Annotated in this window: 7 protein-coding genes and 1 pseudogene; 7 read left to right on the plus strand and 1 reads right to left on the minus strand. The window is 67.0% G+C overall.

What is annotated here, in order from left to right:
* Positions 1 to 396: 396 nt before the first annotated feature.
* Positions 397 to 1,361 (minus strand): annotated as a pseudogene (locus tag AB0G17_RS35780) (LysR family transcriptional regulator).
* Between the two features lie 89 nt (positions 1,362 to 1,450).
* Between AB0G17_RS35780 and AB0G17_RS35785 the strand changes: the two are divergent.
* The 7 genes from AB0G17_RS35785 (at position 1,451) to AB0G17_RS35815 (ending at position 17,001) form a co-directional block, all read left to right on the plus strand.
* Positions 1,451 to 2,371 carry a zinc-binding dehydrogenase gene (locus AB0G17_RS35785; protein WP_361391937.1) on the plus strand — a complete coding sequence of 307 codons (921 nt, stop codon included), beginning with the start codon at positions 1,451 to 1,453 and terminating at the stop codon, positions 2,369 to 2,371.
* Complete coding sequence (locus tag AB0G17_RS35790) at positions 2,368 to 3,360, plus strand: alpha/beta fold hydrolase (RefSeq protein ID WP_361391940.1); 993 nt, start codon at positions 2,368 to 2,370, stop codon at positions 3,358 to 3,360. The genes AB0G17_RS35785 and AB0G17_RS35790 overlap by 4 nt, the downstream gene beginning before the upstream one ends.
* Positions 3,357 to 3,734 carry an SDR family NAD(P)-dependent oxidoreductase gene (locus tag AB0G17_RS35795; protein WP_361391943.1) on the plus strand — a complete coding sequence of 126 codons (378 nt, stop codon included), beginning with the start codon at positions 3,357 to 3,359 and terminating at the stop codon, positions 3,732 to 3,734. Before AB0G17_RS35790 ends, AB0G17_RS35795 begins: the two co-directional genes overlap by 4 nt.
* Before the next feature lie 58 nt (positions 3,735 to 3,792).
* Positions 3,793 to 4,395 (plus strand): SDR family oxidoreductase, encoded by a 603-nt coding sequence (locus AB0G17_RS35800; protein ID WP_361391947.1) that lies wholly within the window; start codon positions 3,793 to 3,795, stop codon positions 4,393 to 4,395.
* A gap of 889 nt (positions 4,396 to 5,284) precedes the next feature.
* Complete coding sequence (locus tag AB0G17_RS35805; RefSeq protein ID WP_361391950.1) at positions 5,285 to 9,550, plus strand: LamG domain-containing protein; 4,266 nt, start codon at positions 5,285 to 5,287, stop codon at positions 9,548 to 9,550.
* 153 nt (positions 9,551 to 9,703) lie between these two features.
* Positions 9,704 to 16,714 carry an HYD1 signature containing ADP-ribosyltransferase family protein gene (locus tag AB0G17_RS35810; protein WP_361391953.1) on the plus strand — a complete coding sequence of 2,337 codons (7,011 nt, stop codon included), beginning with the start codon at positions 9,704 to 9,706 and terminating at the stop codon, positions 16,712 to 16,714.
* The gene (locus tag AB0G17_RS35815; protein ID WP_361391956.1) at positions 16,714 to 17,001 is read left to right on the plus strand and encodes a hypothetical protein; all 288 of its coding nucleotides are present in this window, start codon (positions 16,714 to 16,716) and stop codon (positions 16,999 to 17,001) included. Before AB0G17_RS35810 ends, AB0G17_RS35815 begins: the two co-directional genes overlap by 1 nt.
* Positions 17,002 to 17,077 lie beyond the last annotated feature (76 nt).

A 17,077-nucleotide genomic window follows, 5' to 3' on the forward strand; every position in this document is an offset into this window, starting at 1 on the left:
AACACCAGGCAGCAGGGGCGCTATCCGCTCCCACGCCGCATCCGTCAACTCACCACGACCCACCACAAGATCAATTATCAGACAGGCCCTAGGGCGATCGCTGCTGTCCTGCCCATCCCCATGGTGCTCATCCCGTCTACAGGGCCACCAGCAGTACAGGCCTCGTCCATCGCCAAAGCGGTTTGCGAGGCCGCACAGCAGGACCAAGGTCTCGCAGGCACTGGCGGCGGTGATCCCGCACGCCTGGAGCTCATCCGTCGCGGCCCATGTGACGCTGGCCTCGGACAACCGCTCGTGCGAGGCCGAAGCCAGAGCCTCCTGCAGGGTGTCGGAGAGCGGCACGTCGCCCTCGGAGCCCTCATCATCTGGCTCCGAACATGATCCAAGAAACAGTGCCTATTGCTGTCTGCAACGAGGTAGGTTCGATCCGAGGCCAGGGCTGCTTGTGGGTGGTTCGGCCAACCAGTCGCGAGCCGGGTCGTACTCCAGCCATCGCCTGCGCCCAGCCTCTTCCGCGCAGGCGGCGGTGAGGCTGGTGAGTCCACGGTGCGCGTTGCCGGTGCGCCACAGCAGTGACCAGGCGTACAGCGGCGTGGGGTCGACCAGGGGGACGGATATCAGTCCGGGTACCTCCGGCAGTGGCACATCCGCAGGTATCAGCGAGAACCGTGACGGCGCCTCTGTCACCTCGGCAAGGAAGTGGGCAAGCCCCAGGTTGACGCTCGACGCCGTGTTCTGGATTCCGAACCGGTCGGCGAATCGGCCGAGGAAGTCGAGCCGGTTCAGTGGTCCGGGTGCCCACAGCACGCTGCCGCGCAACTGATCCGGTCGCAGCGCCCGTTCGGCTGCGAGCGAATGGTCCTCGCTCAGCAGGCATCCACCGGCTCGAGGCGGACGAGGCGGTGGGCAAGGCCGGCGGACAGCGGGGGGTGGACGCGACCGAAGGCCGCGTCAATGTCGCCACGCAGCAGTGCCGTCACCACCGATGGCAGGTCACGCCCGTGCCCCAACGTCAGGTCGCCGGCCCGCCCGTTGACCTGGGCCAGCGACCGCATCGGCGCATAGAGGTGACCCCAGACGTCCACGCGCAACGGATCCTCCGTGCCGACCACTGCCGAGACGGCGGCGTCTGCGGCGGCCACGACCTGCCGGGCCGGTAGGAGGAGACGCTGTCCAGCCTCGGTGAGACGCACGCTGCTGCGGCCGCGCCGGAATAGCTCGGCCCCGAGCAGGGACTCCAGCCGCGCGATTCTCTTGGACAGTGCCTGCTGGGAGATGGCGAGGGTTTTGGCCGCTCGCCCGAAGTGCAGTTCTTCGGCGGTGCGCACGAAGGCACGTACCTGCGCCACGTCGAGATCCATGGCTCCCACCATAGGTGACAACCACACGTTGTCGACTTTGCTCGTTCGTTGTTGGACCGTGGGGCGGCCGCGGAGGTTGCATCCTCCCCATGCAAAGACTGATTCCCACGGGGCAAGCGGCGCGGCCGGTCGCCTTCGCCGAGGTCCCTCAGCCGGTGCCGGAGCCCGGTGAGGCCCTGATCAAAGTCGAGGCGATTGCTCCGAACAGGGGCGAGACCTTTCTCCTTGAGCGCCCCACGCCGGGGCTGCTGCCCGGCAAGGACATCGCAGGGCTCGTCGTACAGGCGGCGGCCAACGGCTCCGGCCCCGGCATCGGCACCCGGGTGGTGGGGCACCCGGCGCAGGGAGGCTGGGCGGAGTACGCCGCCGTGCCCACACACTCCCTCGCGGTCCTCCCGGACAGCATCGACAGCGTACGGGCGGCAGCCCTGCCCCTGGCCGGGATCACTGCCCTGCGGTTGCTGCGTACGGCGGGTTCCCTGGCCGGCCGACGGGTGCTCCTGACCGGCGCATCGGGCGGTGTCGGGCACTACGTCACCGAGCTGGCCGTGGGCGCGGGAGCCGAACTGACTGCGGTGACGGCCACGCCGGTACGCGGTGAACGGCTCGCGGAGCTGGGCGCGACAGTGGTGCACGAGGTCACGGCGGCTCAGGGACCGTTCGATGTCGTGCTGGAGTCGACGGGCGGGTCGGATCTGCCCATCGCCCTGGCGAAGGCGCGCCCGGGTGGCACGCTCGTCTGGTTCGGCCAGGCGAGCCGCACCCCGGCGACCCTCGACTTCTTCCAGCTCCTCGGCGGGCCCGAGCGCGTCACGATTCAGCACTTCCACTACGCGGGCGCCCCGTACGGCTCCGATCTCGCAGCCCTGGTGAGGCTCGTCGAACAGCGCCGCCTGCACCCGGAGATCGGCCGCGTCACCGACTGGGCACAGACCGCCGACACCCTCGTCGACCTGCGAGAGCGCCGGATACGCGGTAAGGCCGTCCTGCTGACCGGAGGAGCACGATGAGCGCCACAGAGTTCGCCGCCGCCCAGTGGACACGCGCCACCGGCACGGGCGTGGACCCCCACGAGTACCGGCGCGTCACCAACGGCCTTGCTTCCCTCACCGACTGGGGGCCGTCCTTCGTGCGCACCGGACACAACTACCTCCGGCGTGCTCAGGACGCGGCATCACCGCTCGCGGAGGGTGAATACCTCCTGATGGCGGCCCGGTGGTTCCACCTGGCCACCTTGGCGCCGTCCCCGGAGGCACATCGTGCCGCCGCGGCGGCGGATGACGCCTTGGGCCAAGCCCTCACCGTGCTCGAGACCGATGCGCGGCGGGTGAGCAGCGAGGGATTCACCGGCTGGCTGCGCGGTCCCGCCGACGCACCGGGGACCGTGGTCGTCGTCACCGGCTTCGACTCGGCCAAGGAGGAGTTCCTCGATCTGACGTCCGCCCTGCTGGCCAGAGGTCTCGCGGTGTTCGCCGTGGACGGCCCCGGACAGGGTGTACTCGCGGCCACCACGACCTTCGTCCCAGACTATGAAAGGGTCGTGGGCCGGATTATCGATGCGCTCGGCGTCGCACGCATTGGGCTCGTCGGCCTGAGCCTGGGCGGCTACTTCGCGGCCCGGACCGCAGCGCTGGAGCCGCGCGTGGCTGCCCTCGCCACCGTCAGCGGTCCCTTCCGCCTCGACTGGGAGCAGTTGCCTGCGCCTGTCCGGGACATCATGGCCATTCGCACCGGGAGCGGCGCCGCCGCCCACGAGTTCGCGCGTCAGGTGGACCTCGCCGCCCTGGCACCTCGTATCACAGTCCCGCTGCTGGTCGTAGACGGAGAACAGGACGTCATCCCCGGCGTGACGAACGGGGAGCACCTGGCCCGTCTGGCTCCGCGCGGCAGCTACCTGTCCGTTCCGCACGGGGACCATCTCCTCGGCAACGCGCGGCCCGACTGGCTGTCCCACCTCAGCAACCACCTCGTCCACACCCTGACGGGAGTAACGGCATGAACCGCTTCACCGACAAGACCGCCCTCATCACCGGCGGTACCAGCGGTATGGGTCTGGCGACCGCACACCGCCTCGTCGCCGAAGGCGCCCATGTCATCGTCAGCGGCCGCACCCGCGCACGGCGTGACGCGGCCGTCGAAGAACTCGGCCCCAGCGCCTCGGGCGTCGTGGCCGATGCTGCCGACCTCGGCGCGGTGGACGTGTTGATGGAGACCGTTCGGGACCGTCACGGCGGCCTCAACACCCTCTTCGCGAACGCGGGCACAGGGACGTTCCTGCCGTTCGAGAACATCACCGAGCAGGATTTCGACCACGGCGTCGACGTCAACTCAAGGGTGTGTTCTTCACCGTCCAAAAGGCACTGCCGCTTCTGACGGATGGAGGTTCCGATCGTTATCAACGCCTCATGGACTCTCCACCGGGGCCAACAGCGTGCTGACCCTCTACTCGGCGACCAAGGCCGCCTCGCACAATCTGGCCCGAACTCTCGCCGCCGTACTCGCCCTCCGCAAGATCCGCGTGAACTCCGTCAGCCCCGGCTACATCGACACCCCGATGTACCCCGTCGAAGCACTGACCCGAGCGGAGGCAGGGAGGGTCACCGGCCAGATCGTCGTCGGCCGCTTCGGACGCCCGGAAGAGGTCGCCGCGGCTGTCGCGTTCCTCGCCTCGCCCGACGCGTTATACATCAACGGTCGGGACCTCGTCGTCGACGGAGGCTTAACCGGCGCGTCCCTGCCGGACACCCGACCGAACCCACAGTCCTATGTGCCTCCTCCAGAGCGGCACGGCCTCTCTCGCTTCGACCTCCACGCTGTACGACGACAACCCGTCCGGCCAGCACCACCCTGCCTCGTTCGATCGGGCGCCAGTGAGATCCTGAAGTCGTCAGAGCACGTCATCGTGTTCACCTTCACCCCGCTCGTCGAGCCGTCCACGAGTGATGCGCAGAGCCGGTTCAGGCCCGCGGTCATGCGCTTCTTCAGGTCTGCGATGAACAGCCTCGGGTTCAGCGGCTGGCGGATCGCGGCGTAGTGCACGGCGCGGTCGCCTCGAAGTCGCGAGGCTGGGTCTTCTTCCGGGTTGCGCCAGTGCGCGGCACCCTCGACGCAACCTGCACGCGGAGACCGACTCCCCGGCTGGTGCACCGAAACCATCCCGCCCCGGCCCAGGCAGGCCGCCAGGCTCGAAGAACCAGCGACTGGCCACCCCGTCACGACGTCGGGCGAGTCCTCGCCATCGGCGCGGCGTTCAGCCGTCCCTGCCCACCACAAAGGCGGCACCAAGCCCCGCCGCGGGGCACCTGAAGTCCCGCCCGCCTGAAACGTCAGGAAGCCGACCAGGTTGGATGGCTCCATGGTGAGACAGAAGCGGGAGAGGGAGAAGAAGAGGCGACCTCCCTTCGGCATGCCGAAGGGCATCGTCCTGCTCGCGATGCCGGAAGGCTGGCGCCACAGGGTCCGCACCGTGGACTGCGGGATGCACTGCGGGTGGTTCGATGGCCGACCGTGTTGGTCAACGTAAAGTAAAGATCCATGGGTGCCCGACGTACTCGGGAGCGTGCTTCCGGCGCTGACTGGCGAATGGCCTATGGCCTGAAGCTGCCTCCCGAAACACCTTATTTCATGGGTAGTTCACCGCACTGCGATGGTCGATGCTGGCCATATCCGGCTGCTCGGCGGAAATGGTGATGGATCGAGGCATGCTCGGATGTGTCGTGGATCACGGTTGACCCTGGGGCTGACGTTCCGTTTGATTCGCTCACTTGTGTGTTTTCTTTGTGGTTCCTGTGGGGGGAGCGTCAGTGTGGGTTGGGGACGGCCGTCGTGCCGTGAGACAGGGGCGTAGCCGTCGAGCGGTGCGGTGGGCGGGATGGGCCGTGGTGTCGGGGCTCGTGCTCGCCACGGCGCAGCCACTGACAGCTGTGGCGGATTCTGCGGTTCCGAGCGACCCGAGTGACGGGGCGCTGTCGAGCCGCAGCGATGCGGGGCAGCAGGAGACGCCCGAGTCGCTCGCGGTAACCGAAGCCAAGCGCAGTGGCAAGGACGTGAGCGTTCCGTCGCTGCAGACTGATACGAGCGACGTGGTCGCCAAGCCGGATGGCCGGCTCGCCGCGACGATCCACACGAAGCCAGTGCGGACCCGCAAGAACGGTTCCTGGCGGGCCATCGACACCTCCCTGCGACCCACGAGCGGTGGCGCGGTAGTGCCGTCGGCGACGCTTGTTGACATGGAATTCTCCGGTGGCGGTACGCAGCCGCTGGTGCGGATGGCGAGCGCGGGCAAGGAGCTGAAGCTGACCTGGCCCAAGCCCCTGCCGATGCCAGTGATCAATGGAAGCACGGCCGAGTACCGCTCGATCCTGCCCGACGTGGATCTGCGGATGACCGCCACCGATTCCGGATTCACCCAGCTCATCGTGGTCAAGACGCCGCAGGCGGCCAAGAACCCTGAGCTGGACCAGCTGAAGCTGGGGATCTCCAGCTCGGACTTGACCGTGCGCAAGGAAGCGGACGGATCGCTGTCGATGGTCGACAAGGCGGCCGGGGGCACGGTGTTCCAGGCGCCGAAGCCGATGATGTTCGACTCCTCACCCGGCCTGACCGAGGGCTCCGGGATGCCCGCTGCCCCGACTTCGCGGCTGAAGACGCTTGCCGCGCCGACGGGCGGGCTGGCCGCGGTGGAGGCGCCGGCGGATCCTTCGGCGCATACAGCACCGGTGGAGGTGGCGGTGCCGCAGGACCAGAACTCGCTGGTTCTGACCCCAGATCAGAAGCTGCTGGACGCACCGGGCACGGTGTTCCCGGTGATGATCGACCCGGATGTCCGGGCGCCGCGTGCGGTGGGCTGGGCAGGCATTTCCCGGTACTGGGCGGGCACCTCGTTCTGGAAGTTCTCCGGCGACTTCGGCATGGGGTACTGCGGGGACGAGGGCCGCTGTGTGCCGGCCGATGTGAAGCGGGTGCTGTACGCGATTCCGGTGCAGGGCCAGGCTTTCGTCGGCAAGCACATCCAGGACGCCAAGTTCCGGGCATGGAACTCGCACTCCTGGAGCTGCACCGCCCAGCCGGTCGACCTGTTCCTCACCGGGCGCGTCAACTCCAGCACCACCTGGAACAACTCCAGCTCGATGGGATCCTCATCGTTCTGGAACAAGTACCTGGCGACCCGGAACGACGCTAGAGGCTTCGACGGCTGCGGGGCCGGTTTCGTGGAGTTCGAGCCGGCAGGGCTGCGCGATGCGGTGCAGTCGGCCGCCAACCGCAACGCCGCAGACCTGACGCTGGGGTTGAAAGCCGGCAGTGAGAGCGCGTCGGCATACGGTCAGTGGAAGCGGTTCACCGACGACGGATACCTGCAGGTGTTCTACAACCTGCCGCCGCGCCAGCCCGCGATGAAGGACCTGTCATCCTCGCCCGGCGGCGTCTGCTCCTCCGCCGCGACGCCGATCACGATGGTTCCGAAGGTCTCCGCGTGGGTGTCGGATCCGGACCAGGACAGCATCGGCGTGCAGTTCGCGGCGGTCTGGGACAACGGCGCCTGGTATTCGACCGGGGGTCTGAACACACCGCCAAAATCGAACACGTTCCAAGCCTCCGGCTCGAAGTTCACCCTCCAGCTGCCGTCAGGGACCCCGCAAAACAAGCCGGTTGGCTGGGCGGTGCGAGCCTGGGACGGCGCGGAGTGGGGGCCGTGGAGCTGGGACGGTGATCCCACCGGCTGCTACTTCACCATCGACACCAGCAAACCCGCGGGGCCGGTGACCACTTCGCTCGACTTCCCCGGGTCGCACGATGCGCAGGCGGCGCTGGCGTGGACTGACGGAGTGGGCCGCTACGGCACCTTCACCTTCACCACCGCCTCCAGGGACGCGGTGGCCTACCAGTGGGGACTGGACCAGCAGCCGACGGCCGCCCGCGAGATGGCCACCAGCGGGGGAGCGGCGCGGTGGGTGCGGGTGCTGATGCCGAATGAGGGCCCGCATACCCTCACAGCTCGTGCCAAGGACGCGGCGGGCAATGCCGGGGAGACCACCACGTACTACTTCAACGTGCGGCGCGGACAGGCCCCGCGGGCCGGCTGGGCGATGAACGACACCACCGGCAGCAAGCAGCTGGCCTCGGGCCCGGCCGCAAACTTCCCCGCAACGCTCACCGGCGGCACCTTCGGCGCGGCCGGGCACACCGGAAGCGCCGTGGCCCTGACGGGCGAGACGGCGCCGGATAGCACGCCGAAGAACTACCTGTCCACGCAGAGCGCGGTACTGGAGACGGACCAGAGCTTCACCGTCTCCGCCTGGGTGAACACCACCGACGTGAATGCCCAGTTTCAGTCCGCGGTGAGCCAGAGCGGTGTGCACCAGGCCGTCTCGCTGGGCCTGACCGGGGGGAAGTGGACGCTCAAGGCGCCGATGGCGGATCAAGCCACCGACTACAGCTGGTACACCGCCTCTTCTGACGTGGCCCCGGTGGCCAACCAGTGGACGCACCTCGCCGGGGTGTACAACGCAGTGGCCAAGACGCTGACGGTGTACGTGAACGGGAAGCCGTCCACCCCGATTGCGGGTGTGAGCCTGTGGTCGGCGCGCGGAGCGATGGACTTCGGGCGCCTGCGCTGGCGCGACACCTACGCCGATCCGTGGAAGGGCTCGCTGGACGATGTCCGGGTCTACGACCGGGCATTGGACCTGGCGGAGATGACGGACCTGGCGGCCGGTCGCTCGATCACCACTGGCACGGGTGCGAAGGCGGTGTGGTCGCTCGACGAGAGCGGCACGACCGCTGACGGCACCTCCGAGACCGGCGACCTGACCGTGGCCGGCGATGTGCAGACGGGCATCAAGGACGGGATCGACGGCAAGGCCGTCCGCTTCGGAGCGGACGGTTACGCCACCACTGCCCGCCCGCAGGTGGACGGCACCCGCAGCTTCTCCGTCTCGGCCTGGGTGCGCCGTCCGGCGCTGGCCGCAGGAGACTCCACCACAAAGGTGGCGGTGAGCCAGCCCGGTGTTCACCAGCCCGAGTTCTCCCTCTACTACTCGGCGTACTACAAGAAGTGGGTCTTCGGCCGGTCTGCGGAGGACTCCACCGCCGACACCCTGGTGCGCGCGGTCCAGCCCGCCTGCACCGCCCCGGTGAACGGGGTGCCGTGCTTCGCTGCGACGAACAACGAGTGGACTCACCTCGTAGGAGTCTCGGACACGGTCGCCCACAAGATCCGCCTCTACGTCAACGGCTACCTGGTCGACGAGAGCAACTACACCCAGACCACGCCATGGGCGGCACCGAAGCCGCTTACAATCGCAGGGCAGAGCCGGGAGGGAACGACCGCGGAGTTCCTCGGCGGTGACGTCGACGACGTTCGCGTCTTCGACCGGATCGTCACCGGCGACGAGGCCAAGACGATGCTTCAGCAGCGTCCCCAGCTGGCAGCCCGGTGGAAGTTCAACACCGCCACCGCGACCGCTACGCCCACTTCGCCTGAGGACCGCCAGATGTTCCCCGCGTCCCTCTACGGCGGTGCGAGCGTGTCCACGACGGTGGACGAGGCCCGGGTCGGTACCGGCGCGCTGACGCTGAACGGGAGCAGCGCGTTCGCGCAGACCAACCCGGTGCCGCTGGATACGGGGCAGAGCTTCACCCTGGCCGGGTGGGCTCAGTCGGCCGCGCCGCCCAACCGGGACATGACCGTGCTGTCCCTGGGAGGCGACAAGGGCCCTGCGGTCACTGTGCGCTGGAAGTTCCTGCGCACCAGCGACGACCCGGTCAGTCCCGGCAACATCGGGGACTGGCAGGTGGAGACGGTGGACGGTACGGCCAAGCACGCCGTCGCGGTGCACACCTTCGATGGTTCACAGGGCGTCGGCAGCTACTGGAACCACCTCGCGGTGACGTATGACGCCTTCTCCAACGAGCTGGCCCTGTATGTGAATGGGCAGCGGGAGAATGAGATCTGCCCCGATGCCGATACGGGCTGTACCCCGCATGTCTCCTTCACCGCTGCGGATCAGCCGCTGAAGGCCACCCAGGAGCTGCGGTTCGGCCGCAACCCGGCCACGGTTGCCAACTCTGACTGGTTCTCCGGGCAGATCGACGATGTGTGGGCCTACCAGGGTGTTCTGAGCCCCGCTGGGATCGCGCAGCTGGCACAGGGCGACGAGCTCGACAGCATTACCGGCCCCGCCAACTAGGCGGCCACGCCACCGGATGCGGGCCCGCCCACTGCGTGGGCGGGCCCGCGCCCTGGCTCCTCTTTACCCTCCTCTCCACACCCTGCCTGGCCCACGGCCGGCACGATCAGCCGCACCAGACCCTGTTCTGGTGCGGCAGGGGAATTGCTTACGATGCGCATCACTCCAGCCCGCCGAGCGGGCACCCGCACCACAGCGAGAATCGCCGCCGTCCTCTCAGCCGCCCTGGTGGTGGGACTGCTGCAGGTCCTGCCCGGTCCAGAAGCCGTGGCCGAAACGAACCTTCCCGTCGCGGCGTGGAAGGAGAAGTCGGTCAAGGGCACCAACGCCGCGACGAAGCCACGCCCAGTGGACAAGACCGTTTCCCAACCCCGCAGGCCGAAGACGGCCTGGCCCAAGGAAGCCACCGCCAGCGTCACCCTTGCGGCCAATGGCGGCCCCGTGCTCGGCGCCACGGCGTCGGGCGGATCCGGTAAAGAGGCCAGGGTCGGTTCGCTGCCCGTGTCGCTGGCCGCGGTGCCGAACGGTCCGCTGGTTCCGAACAAGCAGGCCGCGCCCCCGTACGCCGTGCGGGACACGGCCGCCACGGTCAAGGTGCTGGACCGCAAGGCCGCCCAGAGGGCCGGTGTGGACGGTCTCCTGCTGACGGTCGCCCCCAACGGCGGCTCGGCCAACAAGGTGCGGGTCAGTGTCGACTACGACGCATTCGCCGATGCCGCGGGCGCCGGGTACGGGGAGCGGCTGCGTCTGGTACAGCTGCCTTCCTGTGTGCTGAGCACCCCGAGCAAGCCGGAATGCCGCACCTCCACCCCGCTGGCGGGCCGCAACGATGCCGAGAAGCACACCGTGACCGCCGACGCGGTCACCATCCCGGGCACCACGACCGCGCCGAAGTCCGCAGCCCAGGCCATCGGGGCCCAGGCGTCGGCGGGCGGGATGATGGTGCTGGCCGCGACCACGGGCTCCGCAGGCCCGACGGGTGACTACAAGGCGTCCCCGCTGTCGGCGGCATCGACCTGGAACACGTCACTGAACAGCGGCTCGTTCACCTGGTCCTACAACATGGCGGTCCCATCGGTGCCGACCGGGCTGGCCCCCACTGTGGGCCTGTCCTACGACTCGGGTGCGATTGACGGGCGTACCGCGAACAGCAACAACCAGGCTTCCTGGGCGGGTGACGGCTTCGACGTCGCGCCTGGCTTCATCGAGCGGTCCTACAAGCCGTGCGGCGATGACGGGGTGAAGACCGACGGGGTCGAGCCCGGTGACCTGTGCTGGGCGTACGACAACGCCACCATCAGCTTCGACGGACACTCCGGTGAACTGATCCCGATCAGCGACGAAGAGTGGCGGATCAAGGGCGACGACAACACCCGGGTCTTCCGCTGGCGCCAGGCCGACCGGGGCAACGGGGACAACGACGGCGAGTACTTCCGCGCCACCACCGCCAACGGCACCCGCTACTACTTCGGCTATAACCGGCTGACCAACTGGAGTTCGGGCAAGCCTGAGACCAAGTCGGTGGAAACCGTCCCGGTCTTCGGTAACAACAGCGGCGAGCCGTGCAACAAGGCCGCATTCGCCGACTCCTGGTGCCAGCAGGGTCGGCGCTTCAACCTCGACCTGGTCATCGACCCCAACGGCAACGACATCACCTACTGGTACAAGCAGGAGACCAACACCTACGGCCGCAACCTCAAGGACACCGACGGCACCCCCTACGTCCGCGCCTCGGTCCTGGATCACATCGAATACGGTCAGCAGCTCAAGGATCTCTACTCCGACACCGTCAAGCCGATGGCGCGGGTGGACTTCACCACCGCCGAACGCTGCCTGGAGACGAACACGGCGCTGTGCGACCCGGCGAAGATCGACACCAACCGGCAGTACTGGTACGACACGCCCTGGGACCGCAACTGCAACACCGGCGGCAAGTGCGACATGGGGCGCCTGTCGCCGACTTTCTGGGGCCGCACCCGGCTGGCCAACGTCACCACCAAGACCCTGCAGGCCGACGGCAGCTACAAGCCCATCGACTCCTGGGACTTGCACCACAAGTGGGGTACCGCCGACTTCGACTACCAGCTCCTGCTCGACTCCATCAAACACACCGGCCTCGCCGGGGCCACACCTGCCCCCCTGCCGGCGACGACACTGTCCTATAGTCCGCAGGTCGGGCGTCTGGACAAGAGCGGCGACGGGCGGCCGGGCTTCTACAAGCAGCGGCTGCGAACCGTGCTCGACGAGTCGGGCGGTCAGCTGGATGTGAACTACTCGCAGGCCGCCTGCTCCTGGGACAGCCTGCCCAGTGCGCAGTCCAACACCTCGCGCTGTTTCCCTCAGATGTACCAGGCCGGCTTCAGTGATCCGGTGACCACGGAGTGGTTCAACAAGTACGTCGTGGACTCGGTCATCTCCTCCGACCGCACTGGCGGCGCCCTCAGCACCCAGACGAACTACACCTACTTCGACGGCGGCGCGTGGGCGTTCGACGATACGGAGGGCATCACCAAGGAGAAGTTCAAGACCTGGTCGCAGTGGCGCGGCTACGGCAAGGTCCGGGTCCAGACCGGCAGCAGCCAGGCCATGTCCACCCAAGCTGACCACTACTTCCTGCGCGGAATGAACGGCGACCGCACCGACCCCGCCGACAAATCCAAGACCCGCAGCGTCACCGTCGGTGACGGTGAGGGCAACGACCTCACCGATGACGAGGCCTGGGCCGCTTTCGAGTACCGCAGCGAGACCTTCGACAGGCCGGGCGGGAAGATCCTGGCCAAGACGGTGAACACGCCTTGGAAGAAGCAGACCGCCAAGCGGGATCGCGACTGGGGCACCACCACCGCCAACCTCACCGGCACCAGCCGCACCCGTAATTTCACCTACCTGGATGTGGTCGGCAGGTGGCGCGAGACCCGCGTCAACACCACTTTCGACGACCTCGGCAGGGCTCCTACGGTCGAGGATCTGGGCGACACCGAGGTGGCGGGCGACGAGAAGTGCACGCGGACCACCTACGCGGATGACGAATGGATTCGGGCCGCCGCGATACGCACCGAAACGATCGCGGCCAGCTGCGACGCGGACCCCGACCGGGATACCCGCGCCGACGGCACCTCCGTGGTCCTGGCCGACTCCCGCACTCGCTACGACGGACAGGCGTACGGCGCTGCGCCGACCAAGGGCCTGGTCACCATGACCGAGACCCTCAAATCCCGCAGCGGCAGCACCGCCACCTACCTCGACGACACCACCAGCTACGACAGCTACGGACGGCCCCTGACCACCACGGCACTGGTCTCCACCAGCGTCTTCGACCCCACCAACCCCGCCAAGGCCCCGGTATCCACCCCGGTGGCCAGTCCCCGCACCACGACGACTATCTACACCCCGGCGACCGGTCGGCCCACCAAGGTGGCGGTCACTGGTCCGCCCGCCACCGCCGGTGACGCGGCCACGGCCCAGACCACCACGTCCTACCTCGACTCCCTGCGCGGCCTTTCCTACATCAGTACTGACGCCAACAACCTGCGCACCGATGTGGAATACGACGCGCTCGGACGCCCGCTGAAGGTGTGGAAGCCCAACCGCTCCAAACTGAACAACCAGTCGCCGAACCTGCAGTTCCGCTACACCAGCGCCGAGAACACGATCCAGTCGGTCGCCACACTCACCCTCAACAACGACGGTTCCTCCGACACCAGCTACACCCTGTACGACGGCCTCGGCCGCGTCCGCCAGACCCAGGCTCCTGGTCCCGACGGCGGTCGGATACTGACCGACACGTTCTACGACGAGCGCGGCCAGGTCCGCCTCTCCTACGCCCCCTACCACAACACCGCCGCGCCCAGCGGCACCCTGTTCACGGTGGTCGACGCCGACGGCATCGAGACCCAGACCGCCACCGAGTACGACGGCCTGGGACGGTCCACCAAAACCACCCTGCTCTCGGGCAACGGCACGGGCACCCCGCTAAGCACTACCACCACGGTCTACGGCGGCGACCGCGTCACCGTCACCCCACCCAAGGGCGCCACCCCCACCACCACCATCAGCGACGCCCAAGGGCAGACAACGGAACTGCGCCAGTACCAGGCCACCAACCCGGCCGGCCCCACCGGCCCGTACGACAGCACCACCTACCGCTACGACGCGGCCGGGCACATGACCGGGCTGACCGGCCCGCAGGGCGCCCAGTGGTCCTGGACCTACGACCAGCTCGGCCGCCAGACCAAGGCGGTCGACCCGGACAGCGGTACCACCACGAAGGCGTACAACGACCGCGGTGAACTCACAAGGACCACCGACGGCCGCGGAAAGACCATCGCCAACGTCTACGACAACCTCTCCCGCCTGCTGGAGACCCGCACCGGGACGATCGCCGGTCCGCTGCTGACCTCGCAGACCTGGGACAAGGTCAAGGGACAACCGGCCACCTCCACCCGCTACGTGAACATCGGCGGCACGGTCTACCCGTACAAGGCCACCATTAACACCTACGACCCGCTGTACCGGCCGACCAAGACCACCCTCACCGTCCCCTCCGTCCCGGGCCAAGAGGCCCTGGCCGGCGACTACGCGACCGGCAACTCCTACAACCCGGACGGCACCGTCCAGTCGACGTCCTACCCGGCTGCGGGCAGCCTGCCCGCCGAGGTGGTGGCCTTCACCTACAACAAGCTCCACCAGACCACCGCCGCCAGCAGCAACCTGTCCACCTACCTTGCCAACCAGACGTACACCCTCACCGGCAAGCCCTACCGCTCCACCCTCAACGCCGGTGGCATCAGCACCACCATCACCAACGGCTACGAACAGGGCACCCAGCGCCTCTCGGTCAGCCGCACCGACACCGAGAACACCGCCGTACCGGCCCGTGCCAACGCCTACAAGTACGACGAGGCCGGCAACGTCACTGAACTGAGCGACGTCTCACGCACCGGCACGGACCGGCAGTGTTTCAAGTACGACTACCTCGCCCGTCTCACCGAGGCGTTCACTCCCACCGACCCGTCTTGCCCGGCTGCTCCGGACGGCAGCAAGCTCGGCGGCTTGGCCCCCTACTGGTCCAGTTACACCTACAACACCGACGGCACCCGCAAGACCGAAACACAGCACAACACCACGGGTGACACGTCCAAGGACCAGGTCCGCACCTACAGCTACCCGACCGCAGGCGCGGCCCACCCGCACTCTCTGCTGTCCACCAGCACCACCACCGGCAACACCAGTCCGGTCACCGACACCTACGACTACGACCAGGCCGGCAACACCACCCGCCGGACACTTAACCCCAGCCCCACCCTCTCCAGCGACCAGACACTGGTCTGGGATGCGGAAGGCCACTTGGCCAACGTCACCGATACCCTCCAGACGAGGGCTGCCGCCTCTTCGGCGACGACGAAGAAGACCACCGACTACGTCTACGACCCCAGCGGCAACCGCCTCACCGGCCACACCCTCGACACCGCCAACCCCGCCGACGAGAGCACCACGCTCTACCTCGGCGCCACCGAACTGAAACTCACTAAGGGCACGGCCAAGCCCACCGCCAACCGCTACTACCCGCTCGGCGCAGCCACCGCCGTCCGCACTGACGACAACAAGGTCACCTTCCAGGCCACCGACCACCACGGCACCGCCGACACCAGCATCAACGCCACTGACGGCACAGCCACCCAGCGCCGGATGACTCCCTTCGGCCAGGACCGCGGCACCCCGTCCACCAACTGGGCCGGAACCAGGGGCTTCATCGGCGGCACCAAAGACACACAAACCGGCCTCACCCACCTCGGAGCCCGCGAATACGACCCCAACACCGGTCGCTTCATCAGCATCGACCCCATCCTCGAACCCAACAAACCCCAATCACTCACCGGCTACAGCTACGCCGAAAACAACCCGGTGACCCTGTCCGACCCCAACGGAACCTTCAGCTGCAACATGGAGACCGGCAGCTGCCCGACAGGATCGGAAGAGGTGGAACGCCAATCAAAGCCGAAACTGGGCGGAACCACACCGGCCAAACCAGGCGAGAAGGTCGGAACAGCGAAGCGCAAGAAGCTGAAGTCCGGCATAGGATGCGCGAGATTTGGGCGATGCAAGCATGTCGAGACTGATCAGCCCCTGGGTACCGATCGCGACATCGTGCCGGCTCTCGTCACAGGCGTTGTCGATGCCGCAACGTGGACCTGCAGCTTGTACCAGCTCTTCGGGGAAGTCGACTGCGCAAGTGACGCGATCCGCAAGGAATACGCCGAACACGGAGTAGACGTCACATCAGAGACATTCGAAAATTTCTCCACTCTGTCCACCCTCGCAACGGGGGTCGTCGAGGGCGAAATAGGCGAGGCCGGCTTCGGAGTGCGTGCACTCAAGGGAGGCTGCAGCTTCACGCCTGACACTCCCGTGCTCTTGGAGGACGGAGACACAAAGCCGATCAGCGAGATCGAGGTCGGCGACAAGGTCCAGGCAGCAGACCCCGAGGGTGGAAAGCACCAGGGCGCCCGGCGTGTCGATGCCACCCTCATCAACAGAGACGACGACCTCATCGACCTCACGGTCAAGAGGCCGAACGGGACCGACAGCACAATCCACACCAACCAGAAGCACCCCTTCTGGGATGCCACCACGCGTGCATGGGTACCCGCAGGCAGAGTTACCCCAGGCCACTCTTTGACCACGGACAAGGGACAGCAGGTTGCCCTTCTCAAGGTGACCACAGTCCCCGGCTCCGCGGACATGTACAACCTCACCGTCAACGACCTGCACACGTACTATGTACTCGCTGGTACGACGCCGGTTCTGGTGCACAACACTTGCGGTCCGGAAACGCTCTATCACTACACAACAGAAGACAAGATGAAGAAGATAATGGATAGCGGGGAGCTCTGGGCCTCGAAGAGGGCGGCCAAGCCTCAAGACGCCAAGCTCGGCGATGGGCAATATCTTTCCGATATTGTACCCGGCACGAAAAGACCCGGGCAGCTGGCCAGGGCGTTCTATGGAACCCCTTGGGGCGGAGGAAATTTCAGCCACTACATCGGTATTGATGTCCGAGGCCTTCCGCTTGTAACGGCTGCGGATCGGCCTGGGGTATTTCTTATCCCGAACGATGCACCCCTTGACATCACACAAAGAATCCGGGGATATGGGGCGAATTGATGACGAGCTATCTGAAGCTTGCCTGGCATCACGATTTCAACGATGAGCCAACTTGGTTTTATAGCGAGTTGGATGAAAGTAGATACGAGACACGCAAGGTTGAGGTGTTCCGTGATGGTCGCAGATTCTTTGCGGATTCGCAAAGCTCGACAGGTAATGCGATGCTCGGTGAAATTCCGGCACCAAGCCTTGAGGAGCTAGAAGCGGCGGTGGAATTCACTGCGGTCGAGATCGCGAGAGAAGAATTCGAAAGCGAATGGGATGCCGCACATGCGAGGTCTAGTTAGCATGTCCAGTCGGTAGGACTGTTCTCGGCGTTCATGCTGGAGGGTGGTTCTGGAAATTCCGAAACCACCCTCTGAG

The organism is Streptomyces sp. NPDC023838 (assembly GCF_040639555.1).
Lineage (GTDB): Bacteria > Actinomycetota > Actinomycetes > Streptomycetales > Streptomycetaceae > Streptomyces.